Raw genomic sequence first — 23,166 nt, forward strand, 5'->3', positions numbered from 1 at the left:
ACATTCATATGTCTGGTGACTATAGCAAGGAGGTCACACCTGTTCCCATGCCGAACACAGAAGTTAAGCTCCTTAGCGTCGATGGTAGTCGAACTTACGTTCCGCTAGAGTAGAACGTTGCCAGGCAAAAAATGGATGCGATGAGCCGCATTGAGACCGCAAGGTCTCTTTTTTTATGTCTAAAACATCAAAATAAAAAGCAAACACAAAGAAAAATGGCTTGGCGAAGTGAAAACGTTTGAATCTGACGAAACGAGAAAAGAGCGCAACGAGTTTAGTAGAGCTAAATGAGTAAGCGAGAGCCGAAGGAGAGGAAAGAAGCAAGCGATTGTCACAAGTCAAGAAAGGTTCTTAGCGACGATGGTAGCCAACTTACGTTCCGCTAGAGTAGAACGTTGCCAGGCAAGTTGAGACCGCAAGGTCTCTTTTTTTATGTCTAAAACGTCAAAATAAAAGTTAACACAAAGAAAAATGGCTTGGCGAAGTGAAAACGTTTGAATCTGACGAAACGAGAAATGTAAAGTATAATAAAAAGCAGTCATAAGATGATTTCAATTAGAAATCAATTTATGACTGTTTTTCTTACTATGTGTTAAATTAACAATGAATATAACATCTTATTTTCATTAATATAAATATTGGAAGGATCGAAATGATTTACACGTTGTTTGAGTTGTATTAAATCATCATGATCTTTAAGTTGAATACCAATAATGACAGTACCTGTATTTTGAGAAGATTTTTTTAAGTATTCAAATTTAGTAATATCGTCTTGAGGTCCTAATACGTCATTTACAAATTCTCTCAATGCACCTGGACGTTGAGGGAAATTTAAGATAAAGTAATGCTTCATTTCTTCGTATAGTAATGAACGTTCTTCAATTTCTTTCATTCGATTAATATCATTATTACCACCACTAATGACACAAACCACTGTTTTACCTTTAATATGATCTTTATAGTTTTCAAGCGCACTTACACTTAATGCGCCAGCAGGTTCTGCTACAATTGCTTGTTTTGAATACATATCTAAAATCGTAGAACAAACTGCACCTTCATCTACTTGAACGTAATCATCTACATTTTCTTTTGCAATTTCAAATGTAATATCGCCAACTCTAGCTACAGATGCACCGTCCACAAATTTATCGATATTAGGCAATGTGACTACCTGATTATTTACGACAACAGATTCATACATACTACTTGCACCTGAAGGTTCAACACCTATAATTTTCGTAGTAGGTGAATAGGTTTTAAAGTAAGTACTAATACCTGAAATTAATCCACCACCACCAATAGCGGCAAATAAATAATCAAAGTTAACATTGTCAGTCTTTGATTGTTCTAGCATTTCTTTAGCAAGCGTACCTTGTCCAGAAATTGTATGAACATTATTGAATGGATCTATAAAGTTCATTTGATGTTCACTTGTATAAGTTAAAGCTTCAGCTAAACAGTGATCAAATGTATCACCAGTGAGTACAACTTCAACGTTACTATTTCCAAAGAACTTTACTTGATTTACCTTTTGTAAAGGTGTAGTGACTGGCATAAAGATAACAGCGTTTAAATTAAGTTTTTTAGCTGTATAGGCAACACCTTGAGCATGATTACCTGCACTTGCACATGTAATACCTTTACTTTTAGCTTCATCTGATAAAACAGAAATAGCGTTGTAAGCACCTCTTAATTTAAAAGAACGTACCCATTGTAAATCTTCTCGTTTTAAATAGACTTTACAATCATACTTTTGAGATAAGTAATGGTCTAATTGTAAAGGTGTTTCTTTGACAATATCTTTAAGTCTTAAAAATGCCTCATCGATATCTTTCGTAGAAACTGTTGTTTTGACTGTCATAATATTCAACTCCCTTAAAGTGATTTTTCATATTTTTCTATTAATGATTCATATTGTAGGGTGATTGCAATGTCATCTAATCCATTTACTAATTTATTTTTCCATGTTTCATCAATTTCAAAATGGAAACGCTTGTCTGGTGATGACACAGTTTGATTTGGTAAATCTATTTCAATTTCCTCATATTGTGCAAGATGTTCACGGGCACCTTTTTCTAAAACGATAGGCAACATTGCATTTTTAGTGCAATTCATATAAAATATGTCACTGAAACTTCCTGCAATAATAATATGAAAACCATAGTCCTTAAGAGCCCAAGCAGCATGTTCACGACTTGAACCGCATCCAAAATTATCTCCTGTAATTAAAATAGAAGCCCCTTTATATTGTGGTTTGTTAGGATTGAAATCTGGATTATCTGAACCATCAGGTAAGTACCGCCATTCATCAAAAGCAAATGGACCAAAGCCACTTTTTGAAATACGCTTTAAGTGTACCTTAGGAATGATTTGGTCTGTATCGATATTGTCGTTGAAGAGAGGGACTATTTTACCTTTATATGTTGTAATAGGTTTGATTGCTGCCATTTAAACAACCACCTTTCTTACGTCCACAAATTTACCATGAATAGCTGCTGCTGCTGCCATAGCAGGGGATACTAAATGTGTTCTTGCACCTTTGCCTTGTCGTCCTTCAAAGTTTCGATTACTTGTAGATGCACAATGTACGCCCTCAGGTACTTGGTCAGGATTCATGCCTAAACACATTGAACATCCTGGTTCACGCCATTCAAATCCTGCATTTTTAAAGATAGTATCTAGACCTAATTTTTCTGCTTCTTTTTTTACTGTACGAGAACCTGGTACGACAATAGCTGTAATATTTGGATGAACTTTATTTCCTTTAACAATATGACTAGCTTCAATCAAATCTGATAGTCTAGCATTTGTACATGAACCGAGAAAAACATACCCTAAGTCGATGTCTTCAGCTTTTTGACCTGGTTCTAACCCCATATAATCATACGCACGTTGATCGTTGATATCATTGATTTCAGGGAATGGTTCACTGAAATTAACACCCATTTCAGGATTAGTTCCCCATGTCACTTGTGGTTCTAATGTTGAAACATCAAGTTCAATTACACGATCAAATATCGCGTCGTCATCAGAATATAGCTCACGCCACTTATCAACTGATTTAGCGAAGTTATCGGCAAATGGTCTCCCTTTAACATATTCAAATGTTATATCATCAGGTTGGATTATGCCGTATTTGGCACCACCTTCGATAGCCATGTTACAAATAGTCATTCGACCGTCCATTGAAAGGTTTTTAATTGTTTCGCCAGTAAATTCCAAAGCATAGCCTGTACCAAAATCAACACCATACGTTTTAATTAAATGCAGAATAATGTCCTTAGCATAGACGCCTGTTGGTAAGGTACCATTAATATCGATTTTTAAGTTTTTGGGTTTTGTTTGCCATAGCGTTTGAGTTGCGAAAACATGTTCAACTTCACTTGTTCCAATTCCAAATGCAATAGCACCAAATGCTCCATGTGTTGCTGTGTGAGAGTCACCACAAACGATTGTTTTGCCGGGCTGTGTAAGTCCTGTCTCAGGTCCTACCATGTGAACAATACCTTGTTCATCAGAGCCCATATCAAAAATATGCACCCCAAAATCTATGGCGTTTTTTTGTAATGTTGTGATTTGTTTGTTTGCAATTTCATCTTTAATATTGAAAATATCAATAGTAGGAACATTGTGATCGAGTGTTGCAAATGTTAAATCTGGGCGTCTTAATTTTCTGTTTTGAAGCCTAAGTCCTTCAAATGCTTGAGGAGAAGTAACTTCATGTATAAGGTGTAAATCAATGTATAATAGTTGCGGTTCGCCCAATTTCCCGAATAACACATGTCTGTTCCACACCTTGTCAAATAATGTTTGACCCATTTACATCTCCCCCTTAGTGATTCAATTTTTGAGATAGAATTTCGAAAATATCAGTAGTATTCAATTTGCCGCCTAAATCTGCTGTCGTTTGCCCATGTTCAATCATGTTATAAATATGTTGTTCTAATTCATCTGCAGCATCTGGTTGATTTAAGCTTTCACGTAAACACATCGCTAAAGATAGAATCATTCCAAATGGATTGGCAACGTTTTTACCTGCAATATCTGGTGCTGATCCATGAATAGGCTCATACAATCTTGGACCATCGTTACTAAAACTAGCAGAAGGTGATAAACCAAGTGAACCAGGAATCACTGAAGCTTCATCACTTAAAATATCGCCAAATAAGTTTTCACATACGATGACGTCAAATTGTTTTGGATTTGTGATTAAATACATACTACAAGCATCAACAAGTAAGTGATTTACTGTTACTTCTGGATATAATTGACTTACTTCATTTACGACTTTGCGCCACAATTTACTAGAAGCTAATACATTTTCTTTATCAACTGATGTTAGTTTTCCTCGTCTTGAAGCGGCCAATTTAAATGCTACGTGAACAATGCGTTCTATTTCTTCTCTTGTATAAGTAAGAGAATCTAAGGCCTCGTGATTATTAAAATGTCTAGGTTCTCCAAAATAAATACCACTTGTCAATTCACGGACAATAACTAAATCTGTGCCTTCAACGCGTTCTTCCTTTAAAGGTGATAAAGAACTAGCGCCTTTGACAACGGTAGTGGGGCGTATATTTGCAAATAAATTTAAGGATTTACGCAATTTTAATAATCCTTGTTCTGGTCGATTGTTAGGATCTGTCCATTTAGGTCCACCGATTGCACCCAGTAAAATAGCATCTGCTCTTTTACACGCATTTAAGGTTTTCTCAGTTAAAGGCTCGCCGAATGTATCAATAGAGGCACCACCAAATTCGTGGTGCTCTATTTGATAATTAAAGTTATATTTATTACTTATAATTTCAAGCAATGATAGAGATCCGTTCAAAATTTCTGGACCGATTCCATCACCAGGTAGGGCAACAATGTTATAAGTCATAATTAATTACCTACCTTCTCAACATTTTCAGCTGCAAATTTAGCATGTGCTTCTACGTATGCTTTACAAGAGGCTTGTAAAATATCATGATCAATACCAAAGCCATTGACAGTCTTACCTTCAATCAATAAATTTACATGTACTTCTGCTTGGGCATCAGTACCTTCAGTGACAGAATTAATACGATAATCAATTAATTCTGTTTCTTTCTGGAAAATACGATCAACTGCATTGTAAATTGCTACGATTGAACCAGTACCAATACTTGAATCCTGGTAAATATGACCCTCTTTATCTTTAACAACAACAACAGCACTTTGAAGGCCGCTAGAGACATATTGTAGTTGTAGTGTTTCCAATTTATAAAGTGCTTGATGCTCATGCTCAGAACCTTGAATAATCGCATGAATATCTCTATCTGAAACAGATTTCTTTTTGTCCGCAATGGTCTTGAATTGTTTAAATAAATCTATTTGCGCTTCTTTATCAATGTCATAACCTAATGCTTTTAACTTCTCTGAGAAGGCGTGTTTACCAGATAATTTTCCTAATGGAAGTTCAGTCGTGCTTACACCAACAAGTTGAGGTGTCATAATTTCATATGTTTCACGATGTTTTAATACGCCATCTTGGTGAATACCTGATTCATGACTAAATGCATTTTGGCCAACAATTGCTTTATTTCTAGGCACTCGAATACCTGCATATCTTGAAATTAAATCCGATGTTTTTTTAGTTTCTTCGAGATTAAGAGCAGTTTGAGCACCATAATGATCATTTCGAACGTATAGTGCAAGCGCGACTTCTTCAAGTGCTGCATTACCTGCTCGTTCACCAATACCATTTACAGTGCCTTCAATTCGTCTCGCACCGCCTTCAATTGCAGCTAAACTATTTGAAACAGCCATTCCTAAATCGTCATGGCAATGAGCACTATAAATAATTTCATTTGAAGATGTTACAGATTCTGTTAAGGTTTTGAAAATATGTGCATATTCATCATGGTAACTGTAGCCGACTGTATCAGGAATATTAATAACTGTAGCTCCAGCGTCAACGGCAGTTTGTACACATTTCACTAAGAATGGTAATTCAGTACGCGTTGCATCTTCAGGTGAAAATTGAACAACGTCAAATAATTGTTTCGCGTATGTGACATGTTCTTTAATAGATGCTAAAACGTCTTCTTGAGACATTTTAAGTTTATGTTCAAGATGAATAGGTGATGTTGCTATAAAAACATGCACGACCGGCTTCGCTGCATCTTTTGTTGCTTCATATACAGCATCGATGTCAGATTTTTTACATCTAGCTAAACCACATACAGCCGTTGTTGTTAATGTTTGTGCAATTGCTTGAACAGATTTAAAGCTACCTGTACTTGAAGCAGGAAATCCAGCTTCAATAACATCTACACCCCATTTTTCTAATTGCAATGCAATACGCAAGCGTTCATCAAAAGTAAAATTCACTCCTGGTGTTTGTTCACCGTCTCTTAGTGTCGTATCAAAAATTTGAATATGACTACTCATATTTAACAACTCCTCATTGTAGGTCTATCTTATTTTTCAATGCTTTTAGATTTAATAAAAGGCATCATTTCGCGTAATTCACGACCAACTTTTTCAATTTGATGACCATGTTGTTCTTCGCGTAATTTATAAAATTCTTTGAATCCATTTTTATTGTCTTCGATAAAGCGATTACTGAAGTTACCATTTTGGATATCAGTTAATACAGCTTTCATATTTTCTTTAACATCTGGTGTGATAACACGTGGTCCTGAAACATAGTCACCAAATTCAGCAGTATTTGAAATTGAGTAACGTACATTTTCCATACCGCCTTCATACATCAAATCAACGATTAATTTCATTTCATGTAATACTTCAAAATAAGCTAATTCTGGTTGATAACCCGCTTCTACTAATGTTTCAAAGCCACTTTGAATTAATTTCGATACACCACCGCAAAGTACTGCTTGTTCACCAAATAAATCTGTCTCAGTTTCTTCTTTAAATGTTGTTTCAATAACACCTGCACGAGTTGCACCAATACCTTTTGCATAACTTAAAGCAATATTACGTGCTTGACCTGAAGCGTCTTGTTGAATACCAAATAGTGATGGTACAGCAGAACCTTCAACAAATGTACGTCTAACTAAATGACCCGGTCCTTTAGGAGCTACTAAAAATACATCAACATCAGCTGGTGGTTGAATAACACCAAAATGAATGTTAAAGCCATGAGCAAATGCAAGCGCATTATGTTTTTCTAAATTTGGTTCAATTTCGTTTTTGTATACATCACCTTGAATTTCATCAGGTAATAGCACCATAATTACATCAGCTTGCTTAACTGCTTCTGCAACAGGGAACACATCAAATCCATCTTCTTTAGCTTTGTCAAAAGAACGACCTGGGCGAATACCGATGACTACATCATATCCATTGTCTTTTAAGTTTTGTGCATGCGCGTGGCCTTGTGATCCATAACCTACTACTGCAATTTTTTTGCCTTGTAAAGCGTCCGTTTTTACATCTTGATCATAATAAACTGTTGTCATAATAAATTCCTCCAAATAATTAAATATTTTGTTTTTCGAAAATTCTGAAATATAACTTTGTAATAGTGGCAGATGTTAACTAGCAGCCTATGATATATCTATAACTAATTAGCGCATCATTGCCTTTGTCTTAAAATTAAGCTTCGTTATCAACAAGGTCGTAGCATTCAACCGTTAAAACATTAATTTGTTGCTTCAATTTTTTAATTAATATATGAAGTGATGTATCATCTTGAATATCGACTTGAATTTCCATGTTAGAAATCCCAGGTTGTTCAGAATGTGTAACATGTAATGTATCGATATTATATTGTAGGCGAACAAAAGCACTTGTAATTCGATTTAGCGTGCTGACTTGATCCGCAACTTGTAATTTAAGAATTCTTGTCATTATAAGCCCTCCATTTCATGATTTGATTTGCCACTCGGAACCATTGGGGTTACAGCTTCAGTAGGGGAAATACGAACCTCAATTAAAACTGGTCCTTGATAAGCAAACGCTGCATCTAATTGTTCTTCCAGTTGTTCTGGCTTATCGATTAAGAAACCTTTGACGCCATATGCTTCTGCCATTTTCATAAAATCAGGTTGACCATTAAATACTGAGTGTGAGAAGCGTTGATTAAAGAACTTATCTTGCCATTGTTTAACCATACCTAATGTTCCATTATTGATTAGTACGATTTTGACATCTAAACCATATTCGGGTAAAAGTGCCATTTCTTGGTTTGTCATTTGGAAACCACCGTCACCGACGAAACATACGACTGTTTTATCAGGATTAGCTAATTTGGCACCAATTGACGAAGGAATACCGAATCCCATTGTTCCTAAACCACCGCTTGTAACCCATTGTCCGTGATTTTTAAATGGATAAAATTGAGCTGCCCACATTTGATGTTGTCCCACGTCTGTAGTAACAATTGCTTCACCATTTGTAATTTTGCCGATATATTCGATTGTTTGTTGTGGCTTACAAAATACTTGATCTTCTTCACCAAGTTTAAATGGGTGTTTCTGCTTATTATTTTGACAATGTTTAACCCAGTCACTGTGTTCTATAGTCTCAACATTTTTATCATTTAAACATTCTAAAAATCTTTTACAGTCTGCAATAATACCTAAATCTACATGAATAACTTTATTGATTTCTGAAGGATCAATATCTACATGTACAATTTTGGCGTTAGGTGCAAAGGCATCAGGTTTGCTTGCTAATCTATCATCGAAGCGGCTACCTAAATTAATGAGTAAATCACACTCAGTTAATGCCATGTTACTAGCATAAGAACCATGCATACCTCCCATACCTAAAAATAGTGTATCCTCATAAGGTACAGCACCTAGACCTAGTAAAGTAGTAACTGTTGGGATTTGATGTTTATTAACAAACTGTGTTAATAATTGATTTGATTTTGATTGATTAATACCTGCGCCGGCTAATACGACAGGCTTTTTCGCTTCTTTTAAAAGTGAGATGAAAGTGTCAATGTCTTTATTTTCTGGTTCTGTAACAACTTCATAACCTGGAATATTGATTTCGTCGCATAAATCCACATTTGTAGCTAAAACACCCATATCTTTTGGAAAATCAATCACTACAGGACCTTTGCGTCCAGAATTAGCTACATGGAAAGCTTCGTGTACGATTTTAGGGATATCTTCAACACGTTTCACTTGATAATTTTGTTTTGTAATTGGTGAAGTCATAGATAGAATATCCGCTTCTTGGAATGCATCTTTACCAATGCCTGGTGTAGCAACTTGTCCAGTGAATACAACTAGAGGTAAAGAGTCGCAATGTGCATCCGTAATACCTGTCATTACATTAGTTGCACCTGGACCGCTTGTAACTACAACGACGCCAGTTTTACCAGATACACGTGCATAACCTTCTGCAGCATGAACAGCACCTTGTTCGTGTCTTGCTAAAATATGTTTGATTTTACCATCATAAAACGTGTCATATAAAGGTAGTACGGCACCACCAGGATAACCGAATAAATAATCCACATTTTCTTTAAGTAGAGCTTCTACTAGCACTTCTGATCCTGAACGCATATCATTTAAAGTTTTTTCATTTAGTTGTTCAGGTTCAAGTGATTCAGCCATTTTTAAAGGGTCAATATTTTGGTTTACTTCATGTTGAGTTTTAGACATTTTAACCATCTCCAATATAAAAATAAATTAAATTAAATTCTCAGGGACTTGCATGACGCCACCTGTATTTGCGCTAGTTACTAGGGCAGTATAACGAGCTAGATAACCTGTTTTTACTTTCGCTTTAAATGGTGTTAAAGATTCTCGGCGACGCGCTAGAACATCTTCAGGCTGGTTTACGTTTAATGTACGATTTGTTAAATCAATAGTAATCTCATCACCATCTTCAATTAAGGCAATTGGTCCACCAGATGCAGCTTCAGGGGAAATATGACCAACTGCAATACCTCTTGTGGCACCGGAAAAACGCCCATCAGTAATTAATGCAACATCTTTACCTAAGCCGCGACCAACAATAGAGGAAGTAGGTGCTAACATTTCAGGCATACCTGGTCCACCTTTAGGTCCTTCATATCTAATGACAACGACGTGGCCTGCACGAACGGTACGATTGTCTATTGCTTCAACAGCTTCATCATGCGAATTGAAACAAATTGCTTTCCCAGTAAATGTTTTGATAGATGGATCAACGCCGCCAACTTTAATAACTGCGCCTTTAGGGGCGATATTACCAAATAAGATAGATAAACCGCCTTGTGCATCATATGGTGCATCAAGAGGGTGAATGACATCAAAGTTCTTAATTTCTTTGCCTTCGTTATTTTCACGTAACGTTTTGCCAGTAACTGTGATTCTATCTGGGTGTAACGTGCCATCTTTCTTCATCAATTCATTAATAATTGCTGGGACGCCACCAGCTTCATGCACATCATGCATTGAATACGATGAACTAGGTGCTATTTTTGATAAATATGGCGTGCGTTTGGCAATAGCATTAATGCGCTCTAAGTCATAATCAATACCAGCTTCATTGGCAATGGCTAACGTATGCAGTACCGTGTTTGTTGAACCACCCATAGCCATATCAAGTGCAAATGCATCATCAATTGCTTCGCGAGTAACGATATCACGTGGTTTTAAATCATTTTTAATATTTTCAACTAATTTAAAAGCTGCTTGGCGAATCATTTCTCGTCGCTGATCACTGACTGCAAGTGCAGTACCGTTGTATGGTAATGCTAGACCTAAAACTTCCATCAAACAGTTCATTGAATTTGCAGTAAACATCCCAGCACATGAACCACAAGTAGGGCAGGCATTTTGTTCCATATCTAAAAATTCTTCTTTAGAAATCGATCCTTCTTTAAATGCGCCGACTGCTTCAAACATTGATGAAAGTGTTAATGCTTTTCCATGTGCAGATAAGCCAGCTTTCATTGGTCCACCAGAGCAAAAGATAGCTGGTACGTTTGTCCTCATGGCTGCTAAAATCATACCGGGTGTAATCTTGTCACAATTAGGAATGTAAAATACGCCGTCAAACCAATGAGCGTTAATTACAGTTTCAGCTGCATCTGCAATAATTTCACGTGATGGTAGAGAATATCGCATTCCGATATGTCCCATAGCTATTCCATCATCAACACCAATTGTATTAAATTCAAATGGAATGGCACCGGCTTCTCTAATTGCTTCTTTAGCTATATCTGCAAGCTCTCTTAAATGAACATGTCCAGGAACAATATCAATATAAGAGTTACAAATAGCTACAAATGGTTTGTTCATATCAGTTGGATTTTTTAGCGCGCCCGTGGCATGTAAAAGACTTCTTGCTGGTGCTTGGTGATCTCCTTTTTTGATCATGTCGCTTCGCATAGTAAATTCCCCCGTAAATTTTAATGATTAATCATGTTTTATAGTAATAAAAATAAGTAATTGAAAGATAAAACATAAAAAAACGTCCCAATATTATTGGGACGTTTACAAGTCCCATTCAAACAGAAATAGGACTTAAAGCGTTTAGTAAATATTTACTAACGTTCGAGTCCTAAAGAGTATAATAAAATAATAATATTTGAAGTTGTCGGTTGATGTTCAGTATATTGATTAAGCATTTTATTATACTCCTTCCGTGAATGGTATATATCACTTTAATAGTTAGAATTGTCTAAAAATTTGATAAATTTAATTTACTATATCTGCTTTAGTATGTCAACAAATATTTTAAATTTTCTTACAATTAACTTTGAATAGATAATCTGTTTCAAAGATAAGAAATTTAAGTTGAAATTTGTTACAATATAAAGGTTAAATATAAAGTTAGATACGATTGAATAATGGATAATCATTTTTATGAATGAAAAGCATAATATAGGAGAATCAACATTGATAAAGATAAATAATTTAGATGAAATGAATCAATTTGCTATATTTTTAGTTGAGCAATTGAAAAGTGGTGATTTGATTTTACTTAACGGAGATTTAGGAGCAGGTAAAACAACGTTAACGCAATTTATAGGAAAAGCTCTTGGTGTAAGACGTACGATTAATTCCCCGACATTTAACATCATTAAATCATATAGGGGTAAAAATTTAAAATTGCATCATATGGATTGTTATCGCTTAGAAGATTCTGATGAAGATTTAGGATTTGATGAATTTTTCGAAGATCAGGCAATTACTGTTATTGAATGGAGTCAATTTATAAAAGATTTACTTCCAGCGACGCATTTATCTATTAACATTTCAACAATATCTGAAAATACAAGACAAATTGAGTTGTTCGCGCAAGGAGAACATTATGAACAAATTAAGGAGGCAATTATCCATGAATTTGCTGCTCATTGATACATCGAATCAACCATTATCAGTAGCATTGATGCAAAACGATGAAGTTTTAGCTGAAATAACTACGGATTCTAAACAAAATCATTCAGTGCAATTAATGCCTGCGATTAGTCAGCTATTTGAGCAGAGCAAAATAGCTAAACAGCAATTAGATGCGATTATTGTTGCTGAAGGTCCTGGTTCATATACTGGCTTACGTATCGGTGTTACTGTTGCTAAAACATTAGCGTATGCGTTAGATGTTAAATTATATGGTGTTTCATCATTAAAGGCATTGGCAGCAACAATCGATCATACTGATGAATTATTGGTTCCTGTGTTTGATGCAAGACGACAAGCAGTTTATACAGGCATATTCCAGTGGCAAAATGGTCAATTAGTGACTATTTTAGAAGATCAATATATGTCGATAGAGGCATTGCGAGCTTTTTTAGAAGATTTAAACCAACCATTTATTTATATTGGGAAAGATACTGTAAAATTACAAGATGAATTACAAGGTGAAGTGATTGCGCAGCTACCAAATGCATCAGTCATGTATCAATTGATAGATAAACCTACAGACGTACATACATTTACTCCTAAATACCATAAATTAGCTGAGGCGGAACGAAATTGGATCAACAGTCAAAAGAACAATTAAACATTAGAGAGATGACTAAAGAAGATGTGCCACAAGTCTTTGATCTTGAGCGTCGGAGTTTCAATGACAGTTCTTGGACAATTGACGCATTTTATCATGAAATAGAGCAAAATAACTTTGCGAAATATTTTGTCTTAGAATTTGAACAACAAATTATTGGTTATTTAGGTTTATGGATTGTTATCGATCAAGCTCAAATTACAACAGTTGCAATCGATGATAATTATAGAGGCTATGGTTTAGGTCAAATGCTTTTAAAATACGGAATAAACTATGCAAGTCACACTTGTGATGTGATGAGTTTAGAAGTAAGAGTTAATAATAAAGTGGCACAACATGTATATGAAAATTTAGGATTTCAATATGGTGGTAAACGTAAAAACTATTATGGTGAAGGTGAGGACGCAATGGTTATGTGGGTGAATTTAAATGACTAAAGATATATTAATACTAGCTGTTGAAACAAGTTGTGATGAAACAAGCGTTAGTGTTCTAAAAAATGGCAGAGAGATTTTATCAAATACAGTTTTAAGTCAGATTGAAAGTCATAAACGATTTGGCGGTGTCGTTCCCGAAGTGGCAAGTAGACATCACGTTGAAGGTATAACAACAACAATAAACGAGGCTCTAGTGGATGCCGATGTATCAATAGAAGATATTGATGCCATAGCGGTTACAGAAGGCCCTGGACTAATTGGTGCGTTACTAATAGGTGTTAATGCAGCCAAAGCATTGGCATTTGCTTACGATAAGCCACTTATTCCTGTTCATCATATTGCAGGACATATATATGCTAATCACATAGAAGAGCCATTAACATTCCCGCTAATTGCACTTATTGTTTCAGGTGGACATACTGAATTAGTTTATATGAAGGATCATTTATCATTTGAAGTCATTGGTGAAACACGAGATGACGCAGTAGGTGAGGCTTATGATAAAGTGGCACGAACAATTGGTTTAAATTATCCAGGTGGTCCACAAGTTGATCGGTTGGCTGCTGAAGGTGAAGATACTTATTCATTCCCTCGTGTTTGGTTGGATAAAGATAGTTATGATTTTAGTTTTAGTGGGTTGAAAAGTGCCGTAATCAATCAACTTCACAATCAACGACAAAAAAATATTCCAATCATTGAAGCTAACGTAGCAACGAGCTTTCAAAATAGTGTTGTAGAGGTGCTTACGTTTAAAGCTATTCAAGCTTGTAAAGAATATGGTGTTCAGCGATTAATTGTTGCTGGTGGCGTGGCGAGTAATAAAGGATTACGTCAATCTTTAGCGGATCAATGCAAAGTCAATGACATTCAATTAACTATCCCAAGTCCTAAATTATGCACAGATAATGCTGCAATGATAGGCGTTGCCGGCCACTATTTGTATCAGCAAGGTCGATTTGCTGATTTAGCATTAAATGGGCACAGCAATATAGATTTAGAAGAGTATTCTGCAGAATAAAATAAACGTCAGTTATTAACATGATTACGATGAACATTATTGAAACTGTTCATAGTCTTCTGTCATGTGATAGCTGACGTTTTTATATTTAAAGTTAAATGCTAAATTTTCGGGACATTATCTTTTGCTCGTTCATATATTTTTGCTGGAAATGAAGTGATTTTTAATAATTCGATGGCATTACGAGTATTTGCTTTGCCAGGCTTAATTTTGTAATCAAAATGTATGTTATTATTTTCTATTACCTCATTGAAATGATAATTTTCATAACGTTGTTTTAAGAGTTCAGCTAACTCAATATCATGTGTTGCTGCAATAACTCTAAAGTTAGATTTTTCATGTAAAAATGATAGTACTGATTCTGAAGCGGCAATTCGTTCAGTTGTGTTGGTACCTTTAAAAATTTCATCTATAAAGCAGTATATTTTTTGATTATCTGGAATTTCAACAATACGCTTAATAGATTTTAATTCAGCCATAAAATAACTATCGCCTGATAACACATCATCGGCATTTGCCATTGACGTGAACACAATTCCAGGTTGATATACAAATTTGCTTGCGGTAACTGTTTGTATAGCCGATGCAAGAATAATGTTTATTGCTATGGATTTCATAAATGTTGATTTACCCGAAGCATTAGACCCAGTTAACAGTATATTTTGTGATAGTGAGAAATCATTGGCTACTGCATCTGCTATGAGTGGATGTGTTAACTCAGAGAATACTATGCCATCATTTGAATCATCAATTTGTGGTTCAGTATAACATTCTAGCGTTCTACGATACATTGCTAATGCATAATGATTATCTAATTCAGCTATGTAATCGAAACAATTTTTAAGCTCATTCATATGTGTTGTATAGCTTTTTTGAATTGAATGAAATAAAACATAATCAATCATGAAAATAAGTTTAACTAGTTTAATTACCATAGCTCCGATATCTTCATCATTAACTTCAGCTAAAACACTCGTTAAATGACGTGCTGTTCTAAATTGCTTAAAATTGACTTCAGGTTGTGGAACATGTTTAATTTTTGAGATAGTATAGCCTTGTTTTAAAACATTGGATGCATAAAAGATAGATTTTAAGTCATCCTCATATGTACGCTTTAAAGTTGCTGATAAAATGATATTAAATAGGCAACTCATAAGAAATAATAAAATACCAACTTGTGAATTAATAAATATAACTGCAAATGAGATAACTGGTAAAAACGGGCATAGAAACAATATATTTTGACGTTTTACCGGTGTGATTTGGTCTGGAAATGTTGGATAAACAGCTTTACCAATCAAAGCTAAATGATATGTTACGTTTTTTCTAAATTCAGCATTATCATTAAATAAACTAAGTAATGATTTGTTCGTAATTGAAAGCATTCCACGTAAACAGGCATATAGCTTCATTTCACCAATAGCTGTTAAATTATAATTCATCTTATGAAAGATTGCATTCATATTTAAGTCGGACCAAGTTTTATCATCAACTAGTGAATGTGATTCAAATTTTTCCTTGTAGAGCTTATACTCATAGTCGAAATGTGAGTTCGGTCTGATAAAAGCCTCTAATGGAGAAATCGTTTGCCATAATGTTTCCATAGATTTTAATAGACGTTGACGACTCATGTATCGTCCAACAATTCCTATTACCGATGTAAGTATAATAATTGCTATAACAAATATTAAAAATGTTTGATTTGTGCTCATAAGTATCCCCTTATTTATTTTTAATAATGTGTTTGATCTTGAGCTAACCACATCATTCGAATACTGTCATGAAGTAATTTCTCTATTCTACGACCAGAAAATACAGATTGAGTATATGCATATAAGATGATTTTTAACATCATTTTTGGATGATAGGATGTTGCGCCACGATGATGTCTGAATTCATCGAATTCGCTATCAGGTATCGTTTCAACAATTTCATTTACATATCGCGAAATATCATTTTAAGGAATTCTAACAGAAGTTTCTATTGGTAGTGTAAGTTGGGTCATGTTATAATTTTTATACATAAGGCACCTCGTTAATTTAGTTTAGTGGTATTTATTAAATTATACGAAGGGACCCAACACAGAAAATTCATTTTATTGAATTTTACATTTATGTGCAAGTTGGGCAAAGTGTCTTATTTTTTTAAAGTATTTCAAAGTAAAATTACATGTTAATACGTAGTATTAATGGCGAGACTCCTGAGGGAGCAGTGCCAGTCGAAGACCGAGGCTGAGACGGCACCCTAGGAAGGGACCCATCATCAAAAATTCTATTTATAGAATTTTACAGTAATGTGCCAGATGGGCATAGCGAAGCCATTCAATACGAAGTATTGTATAAATAGAGAACAGCAGTAAGATATTTTCTAATTGAAAATTATCTTACTGCTGTTTTTTAGGGATTTATGTCCCAGTCTTATTTCATAAAGAAAGTGTCTTAACAATGAATTTTGATAAAAACAATGTCAATAGAGAACATGCGTACTTATCAACAAAGAGTGAATAACTTGTGGATAAAAGGTGTTGGGAACGTTATTTATTGTGGATATCAGGTGGGAAAACAGAAAATAAATAATTGATTAGTGTTAATTTACTTGTGGATAACTAGGATAAGTCTGTGGATAGCTTTAATATCAGCGTTTTTATTGTGAATAAAAAAAATTAAAATTTGTAAAAAAATAACTCTAACTATAGCGATTTTACAGTTAGAGTTATGTATATTTTTATAGTTTTTGTTGTAATTCTTCCCATTTAGACATAGCGTGTTCTAATTTTTGTTCGCTATCTTGTTTTTGGATAGCTAATTCGTTTGCTTTTTGTGGATTGTTATACACTTCTGGTTGCGTTAATTGCTCGTCTATTTGTAAGATAGTAGTCTCTAAAGTTTCTATTTCATTTTCACACTCGGATATTTGTCGTTCAAGTTTGCGTTGTTCACGTCTTTGTTCTTTTTGGTTATGATACGACGATTGTTCCATAGACTTTTCATGTGCTTGTACGTTAACTGACTGTTCTTCTTGGTGCGCTTTCAACGCTTCCGCTTCCTCAACTTTTTCAATGTAATATTGATAATCTCCTAAATACATCTTTCCGCCATCAATTGTTAAATCAAATACCTTGTTTGCTAATTGGTTAATAAAGTAACGATCATGGGAAACAAATAGTATTGTTCCTTCAAAATGTTGGAGTGCTTGCTCTAACATTTCTTTTGAATCTATATCGAGGTGGTTGGTAGGTTCATCTAAAATAAGTACATTGTCACGTTGCAACATAAGTAGTGCTAGTTGTAAACGTGCTTTTTCACCACCAGATAAATCATTAATTATCTTTTTAACATCGTCTTGTACAAATAAGAAACGACCAAGAACTGCACGAATATCTTTTTCATTCATTAACGGATATTGATCCCACACATAATCTAAAATCGTTTTACTAGATTTAAATTCTGCTTGCTTTTGATCATAATAACCAATTTGTAAATTTGCGCCGAAAGTAATATCGCCATTAAGCGCTTTTTGTTGATTAGCAATAGTTTTAATTAAGGTCGATTTTCCAATACCATTTGGCCCAATGATTGCTATATGATCGCCTTTAGAGACCTCTATACTGATAGGTTTGGTAATTGCAGTTTGATAACCGATTTCTAAATTTTTTACATGCATGACGTCATTACCTGTATTCCGGTCAAAGCCAAATTGAATATTTGCACTTTTGGCATCTAACATTGGTTTATCAATGCGTTCCATTTTTTCTAAAATCTTACGTCTACTTTTTGCCATTCCACTTGTTGAAGCACGGGTAATATTTTTCTCAACAAAAGTTTCTAATCGTTTTATTTCTGCTTGTTGACTTTCATATTCTTGCATTCGTTTTTGATAATATAAATCCCGTTGCTGTATAAATTCCTCGTAATTACCAACATAGCGTTTGACATCACCTAAAGCCACATCATAAATTTGAGTAACTATTTTATCTAAAAAGTAACGATCATGGCTGATGATGACGATTGCACCTTTAAAATAACGTAGATAATCTTCAAGCCACTTTGTCGTTTCTAAATCTAAGTGGTTAGTAGGTTCATCTAAAAGTAATAAATCAGGTTCGTTTAATAGCATTTGAGCTAAAGATAAACGTGTTTTTTGGCCACCGCTAAAATCATTGATAGGTTTATTGAAATCTTCTTCACTAAAATTTAACCCGTGAAGTACTGTTTTAATTTTACTTTCATATTGATACCCTTCTAATTGTTCAAATTGATTCGATAAAGATTCATAACGGGACATATGTGTTTTATATGTATCACTATCGTAATCATTTGCATGTTTTGATAACCAATCTGTTTCTTCTTTGATTAAGCTTTCCATTCGTTTAATATGTTCAAATGGTTTTGACATTTCTTCAAAAACTGTTGCATTAGAATTTAAAGTCATTTGTTGAGTTAAATAACCTAGTTTTAAGTTTTTAATTTTTGACACATTTCCAGAATCATAGTTTTCTACGCCAGCTATAATTTTCATCAATGTTGATTTACCGGCGCCATTTCTTCCTACGATACCAATTCGTTCACCAGTTTTTACTTCAAAATCAACATCAGTAAATATATCTTCACCATCGAACGATTTTGATATATGATTGAGTTGTAAAAGTATCATTCGATCTTCACCTTTCGTCTTTCTCAAATTTTATTAACTTATGAAAAAAGTCGTAATTATTACATTAATAACCATTTTACAGTATAAAACGCCGTCTTGAAACTAAGATATTTATTTTTAAAATTCAATAATGTATAATATTTAGGTATTCATTGTAATCAATTATTTGTTTTTTAATAATCTAACAATTACGCTCTAACTCGTTTGAATACATAGATATAATTCATTCAAACACGAAGGAGGAAATAGCGAATGAGTGACCAAGTTAAAATTCCTCGAGCAACTTTAAAACGTTTGCCGTTATATTATAGATTTGTCAGTTCATTAAAATCTAAAGGTATAGATCGTGTAAATTCAAAAGCGATTAGCGATGCGTTACAAATTGACTCGGCAACAATTCGTCGTGACTTTTCATATTTTGGCGAATTAGGTAAAAAAGGGTACGGATATAATATAGATAGTTTATTGGATTTCTTTAAATCTGAACTAAGCGAGAGTGACATGATCAAAATCGCAATTGTCGGAGTTGGGAACCTAGGGAAAGCTTTGCTCACATATAACTTTTCAATACATGACGATATGACGATTACAGAAGCGTTTGACGTAAAAGAAGATGTTATTGGCCAGAAAATAGGGAACGTTATTGTTAAAGATAACGATGAATTAATAACAACATTGAAGAAGGAAGAAATAGATGTTGTGATTCTAACTACACCAGAAAGAGTTGCACAGAAAGTTGCAGATGAACTCGTCCAAGCTGGTGTGAAAGGTATTTTAAACTTCACTCCTGGTAGAATTAATACGCCTTCAGATGTGCAAGTACATCAAATTGACTTAGGTATAGAATTACAGTCATTATTATTCTTTATGAAAAATTACAGTGAATAAATGTGATGTTAGCTTTGAATGATTAACCTTGTTATATCTTTAATTAATTATAGAACAGTCTGGGACTAAGTATGTCTCAGGCTTTTTCTGTTATGTTTGAAAATGAAAGGAAAAACTGTTGTGTTGATAAATATAGTATAGGTTAATAAATTAACACGTAGAGATATAATGATGAATCGTAATTAATCGCCTTCCTTATATGAATATAATATAAATATCAAAAATATTGTGTATAAGGTTGAAAACAAGAAAATCATCACCTATAATACATACTAAACTTATCGGAAATGAGAGGTTAGGATTATGTGGATGATTTTTAGTGGCTTAATTGTCGGGGGACTCTTAGGTTTTGTCATGCAAAGAACAAGATTTTGTTTAACAGGTGGCTTTCGAGATATGTATGTGCAAAAGAATAATAAGATGTTCTATGCATTATTAATCGCTATTACTATTCAAAGTATAGGATTATTGATTTTGACGGCAACAGATATTTTACAAATTCCTGCACATAGTTTTCCAATATTGGGAACAATTATAGGTTCTTTTATTTTTGGAATTGGAATAGTATTGGCTGGAGGATGTGCAACAGGTACTTGGTATCGCGCTGGTGAAGGGCTAATTGGTAGTTGGATTGCATTAGTATTATATGCTGTTACTGCAGCAATCACTAAAACAGGGATTTTAAAGCCAGTAATGGATAAAATTAATCAACCAACGAATGTAAATAGTGATATGTCTCAAACAACTGGCATTCCGTTTTGGGGATTAGTCGTTATATTAACTATAATCACCATTTTTCTAGTTGTAAGAACACTCAATAATAAGAAAGTTCGAGTTGCTGTTCCAAAACTAAAGCAACGTTATACAGGTATTAGATATTACCTTTTCGAAAAACGATACCATCCATTTATTGCAGCAATTGTAATTGGACTTATCGCACTCTTAGCTTGGCCAATGAGTGCATCAACTGGAAGAAATGACGGTTTAGGTATAACAACGCCTTCAGCAAATTTAGTACACTTTTTGATTACAGGTGAAACTAAATTTATTGATTGGGGTGTCTTTTTAGTTCTAGGAATTTTCATTGGTTCATATATTGCAGCTAGAGGATCAAGAGAATTTAAATGGCGATTGCCAGACAAGATTACAATACGAAACAGTGCCATTGGTGGCATATGTATGGGATTTGGTGCGTCAGTTGCTGGTGGTTGTTCTATCGGTAACGGTTTGGTTGAAACGGCAACGATGACTTGGCAAGGATGGATTGCGCTAGCATCGATGATAGTTGGTGTATGGACAATGAGTCATTTTATCTTTGTTCGTCCAATGAAAAAAGTACACCAACAATCTGCAAAGGTTAAACAGCAAACGCAAATAGTATAGAAGATTATTATGCAAATGATGTTGATCAAATAAAAGTGATTGGAAAAGGAGAAATAATTATGATACACGAATTAGGTACAGTAGGAATGGTATGTCCATTTCCGTTAATTGAAGCGCAAAAGAAAATGGCAACATTGCAATCTGGAGATGAATTAAAAATTGATTTTGATTGCACGCAAGCGACGGAAGCCATTCCAAATTGGGCTGCAGAAAATGGTTATCCTGTAACAAACTATGAACAAATTGATAATGCTTCATGGACAATTACAATTCAAAAAGTTTAACGTTATCATTTTAACAATAAAATAGATATTAGATTCTATGGCTACTTCCGCTAATTTAAAAGTGAGTAAGTAGTCTTTTTTGTTTTAGTTCATGAAATCATTTTTATATAGTGTGGCACATTTTATTCCAAAAGATGTAATAAAACTTAACGCATTTTTGCTTTTTATAAATTGTCAGATTATTATGAAAAAAGGGAGTGGTAAGTATGAATCTTAACGATACGATATTTATGTTTTTGTGTACATTATTAGTTTGGTTAATGACACCAGGATTAAGTTTATTTTATGGTGGGTTAGTTCAATCTAAAAATGCGCTTAATACTGTCATGCAAAGTATGGCAGCAATTGTGCTTGTTACATTTGTATGGATAACAGTTGGTTTTACAATTAGTTTTGGGAATGGGAATTTATGGTTCGGAAATTGGGAATATACTTTTCTTAATCATGTAGGTTTTGCGACTCAAGAAGATATTAGCCCACATATTCCTTTCGCTTTGTTTATGTTATTTCAAATGATGTTTTGTACGATTGCAATTTCTATTTTATCTGGTTCAATCGCTGAGAAAATGAAGTTTATTCCTTATTTATTATTCGTAGTAATATGGACTGCTCTTGTATACAGTCCAGTAGCACATTGGATTTGGGGCGGCGGTTGGATTAACAAACTCGGTGTATTAGATTTCGCTGGAGGTACGGTTGTTCATATTACATCAGGTGTTTCTGGTTTAGTATTAGCTATTATGATTGGAAAAGGAAACAAACATTCTGAATCAACACCACATAATCTTATCATTACGTTGATTGGCGGTATATTCGTGTGGATTGGTTGGTATGGATTTAATGTAGGTAGTGCTTTTACATTTGATAATATTGCGATGCTTGCATTTACAAATACTGTCATTTCAGCCAGTGCAGGTGCTATAGGTTGGTTAATTTTAGAATATATTTTTAAAAAGACGACAAGTTTACTTGGACTTTTACTCGGTGCATTAGCAGGATTAGTTGTCATTACTCCTGCAGCAGGATATGTAACATATCTTAGTGCAACAATAATGGCTTTAATAGGAGGTATCTGTTGTTATATTGTCATTAATTACATCAAGGTAAAACTAAAATATCATGATGCATTAGATGCATTTGGTATTCATGGTGTTGGTGGTATTATTGGTGCTGTTTTAACAGCAGTTTTCCAAAGTGAAAAAGCCAATCCTGACATTGAGAATGGCTTTATTTATACTGGTGACATACATATTATACTTGTACAAATATTATGTGTAACAGCAGTTGTAATTTTTAGTATAGTCATGACGTTTATTATTGCGAAAGTAATTAAATTAATTACACCATTATCTGTTACGGAACAAGAAACGAATATAGGATTAGACAAGATTGTTCACGGTGAACATGCTTACTTTGAAGGTGAGCTAAATAGATTCAATAAACATATTCGATATTAGAATATATTTACATAGAATATTCATTGTCCTGACATTTAACTAAAGGTTGATGTTGGGACATTTTGTTATACAAAAGTTTTATTTTGAAATCTTTTTATGAAAGAAGCAGA

Annotated in this window: 21 protein-coding genes, 1 rRNA gene and 1 pseudogene; 10 read left to right on the plus strand and 13 right to left on the minus strand. The window is 34.1% G+C overall.

Annotated elements, in window-relative coordinates:
- Positions 1-11: 11 nt before the first annotated feature.
- Positions 12-126, plus strand: a 5S ribosomal RNA gene (gene rrf / locus IDG64_RS09730).
- 466 nt (positions 127-592) lie between these two features.
- Here the strand turns inward: rrf and ilvA are convergent.
- The 10 genes from ilvA to IDG64_RS09780 all read right to left on the minus strand — a co-directional run bounded on the left by ilvA (position 593) and on the right by IDG64_RS09780 (position 11,794).
- Entirely contained in the window at positions 593-1,861 is a 1,269-nt protein-coding gene (gene ilvA / locus IDG64_RS09735) for a threonine ammonia-lyase IlvA (protein WP_000216855.1), read from the minus strand.
- A 14-nt stretch (positions 1,862-1,875) separates the two neighbouring features.
- The gene (gene leuD / locus IDG64_RS09740) at positions 1,876-2,448 is read right to left on the minus strand and encodes a 3-isopropylmalate dehydratase small subunit (protein ID WP_000718947.1); all 573 of its coding nucleotides are present in this window, start codon (positions 2,446-2,448) and stop codon (positions 1,876-1,878) included.
- A complete protein-coding gene (gene leuC / locus IDG64_RS09745; protein WP_000531816.1) occupies positions 2,449-3,819 on the minus strand; it encodes a 3-isopropylmalate dehydratase large subunit in 1,371 nt (456 codons plus the stop codon). It lies immediately after the preceding gene.
- 13 nt (positions 3,820-3,832) lie between these two features.
- Positions 3,833-4,879: a 3-isopropylmalate dehydrogenase gene (gene leuB, locus IDG64_RS09750; RefSeq protein ID WP_000221949.1), complete on the minus strand. Its 1,047-nt coding sequence runs from the start codon at positions 4,877-4,879 to the stop codon at positions 3,833-3,835.
- A gap of 2 nt (positions 4,880-4,881) precedes the next feature.
- Positions 4,882-6,411, minus strand: coding sequence for a 2-isopropylmalate synthase (locus IDG64_RS09755; protein ID WP_000094580.1), 1,530 nt, complete (start codon positions 6,409-6,411; stop codon positions 4,882-4,884).
- Positions 6,412-6,440: 29 nt separating this feature from the next.
- Positions 6,441-7,445: a ketol-acid reductoisomerase gene (ilvC, locus tag IDG64_RS09760; protein ID WP_000214552.1), complete on the minus strand. Its 1,005-nt coding sequence runs from the start codon at positions 7,443-7,445 to the stop codon at positions 6,441-6,443.
- A 136-nt stretch (positions 7,446-7,581) separates the two neighbouring features.
- Positions 7,582-7,836, minus strand: coding sequence for an ACT domain-containing protein (locus tag IDG64_RS09765; protein ID WP_000196911.1), 255 nt, complete (start codon positions 7,834-7,836; stop codon positions 7,582-7,584).
- Positions 7,836-9,605, minus strand: coding sequence for a biosynthetic-type acetolactate synthase large subunit (gene ilvB / locus IDG64_RS09770; protein ID WP_000047821.1), 1,770 nt, complete (start codon positions 9,603-9,605; stop codon positions 7,836-7,838). Before ilvB ends, IDG64_RS09765 begins: the two co-directional genes overlap by 1 nt.
- A gap of 27 nt (positions 9,606-9,632) precedes the next feature.
- On the minus strand, positions 9,633-11,321 hold the full coding sequence (ilvD, locus tag IDG64_RS09775) for a dihydroxy-acid dehydratase (RefSeq protein ID WP_001255772.1): 1,689 nt from the start codon (positions 11,319-11,321) through the stop codon (positions 9,633-9,635).
- Between the two features lie 317 nt (positions 11,322-11,638).
- Positions 11,639-11,794 (minus strand): hypothetical protein, encoded by a 156-nt coding sequence (locus tag IDG64_RS09780; protein WP_031864523.1) that lies wholly within the window; start codon positions 11,792-11,794, stop codon positions 11,639-11,641.
- A gap of 37 nt (positions 11,795-11,831) precedes the next feature.
- On the opposite strand from IDG64_RS09780, the gene tsaE reads away from it, so the two are divergent.
- The 4 genes from tsaE to tsaD are packed head-to-tail and all read left to right on the plus strand — an operon-like array spanning position 11,832 to position 14,391.
- Positions 11,832-12,293 (plus strand): tRNA (adenosine(37)-N6)-threonylcarbamoyltransferase complex ATPase subunit type 1 TsaE, encoded by a 462-nt coding sequence (gene tsaE / locus IDG64_RS09785; protein ID WP_000590798.1) that lies wholly within the window; start codon positions 11,832-11,834, stop codon positions 12,291-12,293.
- Positions 12,274-12,936, plus strand: a complete 663-nt coding sequence (gene tsaB / locus IDG64_RS09790; RefSeq protein WP_001050718.1) for a tRNA (adenosine(37)-N6)-threonylcarbamoyltransferase complex dimerization subunit type 1 TsaB — start codon at positions 12,274-12,276, stop codon at positions 12,934-12,936. Before tsaE ends, tsaB begins: the two co-directional genes overlap by 20 nt.
- Positions 12,909-13,373, plus strand: coding sequence for a ribosomal protein S18-alanine N-acetyltransferase (rimI, locus tag IDG64_RS09795; protein WP_000372758.1), 465 nt, complete (start codon positions 12,909-12,911; stop codon positions 13,371-13,373). The genes tsaB and rimI overlap by 28 nt, the downstream gene beginning before the upstream one ends.
- Complete coding sequence (tsaD, locus tag IDG64_RS09800; RefSeq protein ID WP_000159056.1) at positions 13,366-14,391, plus strand: tRNA (adenosine(37)-N6)-threonylcarbamoyltransferase complex transferase subunit TsaD; 1,026 nt, start codon at positions 13,366-13,368, stop codon at positions 14,389-14,391. The genes rimI and tsaD overlap by 8 nt, the downstream gene beginning before the upstream one ends.
- Positions 14,392-14,492: 101 nt before the next feature.
- On the opposite strand, the gene IDG64_RS09805 is transcribed toward tsaD, so the two are convergent.
- Together IDG64_RS09805 and IDG64_RS09810 are read right to left on the minus strand one after the other, a co-directional pair.
- Positions 14,493-16,103, minus strand: a complete 1,611-nt coding sequence (locus IDG64_RS09805; RefSeq protein WP_000106309.1) for a MutS family DNA mismatch repair protein — start codon at positions 16,101-16,103, stop codon at positions 14,493-14,495.
- A 32-nt stretch (positions 16,104-16,135) separates the two neighbouring features.
- Positions 16,136-16,414: pseudogene (locus IDG64_RS09810) on the minus strand (transposase); the annotation flags it as partial.
- A gap of 428 nt (positions 16,415-16,842) precedes the next feature.
- On the opposite strand from IDG64_RS09810, the gene IDG64_RS09815 reads away from it, so the two are divergent.
- A complete protein-coding gene (locus tag IDG64_RS09815) occupies positions 16,843-16,971 on the plus strand; it encodes a hypothetical protein (protein WP_077477373.1) in 129 nt (42 codons plus the stop codon).
- A 144-nt stretch (positions 16,972-17,115) separates the two neighbouring features.
- Here IDG64_RS09815 and IDG64_RS09820 read toward each other — a convergent pair whose 3' ends face one another.
- Positions 17,116-19,044, minus strand: a complete 1,929-nt coding sequence (locus IDG64_RS09820; RefSeq protein ID WP_000602053.1) for an ABC-F family ATP-binding cassette domain-containing protein — start codon at positions 19,042-19,044, stop codon at positions 17,116-17,118.
- 252 nt (positions 19,045-19,296) lie between these two features.
- Between IDG64_RS09820 and IDG64_RS09825 the strand changes: the two genes are divergently transcribed.
- The 4 genes from IDG64_RS09825 (at position 19,297) to IDG64_RS09840 (ending at position 23,056) form a co-directional block, all read left to right on the plus strand.
- A complete protein-coding gene (locus IDG64_RS09825; RefSeq protein WP_001283612.1) occupies positions 19,297-19,932 on the plus strand; it encodes a redox-sensing transcriptional repressor Rex in 636 nt (211 codons plus the stop codon).
- Positions 19,933-20,235: 303 nt separating this feature from the next.
- Positions 20,236-21,315, plus strand: a complete 1,080-nt coding sequence (locus IDG64_RS09830) for a YeeE/YedE family protein (protein ID WP_000266883.1) — start codon at positions 20,236-20,238, stop codon at positions 21,313-21,315.
- Between the two features lie 59 nt (positions 21,316-21,374).
- The gene (locus IDG64_RS09835; RefSeq protein WP_000581077.1) at positions 21,375-21,599 is read left to right on the plus strand and encodes a sulfurtransferase TusA family protein; all 225 of its coding nucleotides are present in this window, start codon (positions 21,375-21,377) and stop codon (positions 21,597-21,599) included.
- Between the two features lie 206 nt (positions 21,600-21,805).
- A complete protein-coding gene (locus IDG64_RS09840; protein ID WP_001052265.1) occupies positions 21,806-23,056 on the plus strand; it encodes an ammonium transporter in 1,251 nt (416 codons plus the stop codon).
- Positions 23,057-23,166: the final 110 nt, after the last annotated feature.

The organism is Staphylococcus sp. EG-SA-15, assembly GCF_017151895.1.
Classification (GTDB): domain Bacteria; phylum Bacillota; class Bacilli; order Staphylococcales; family Staphylococcaceae; genus Staphylococcus; species Staphylococcus aureus.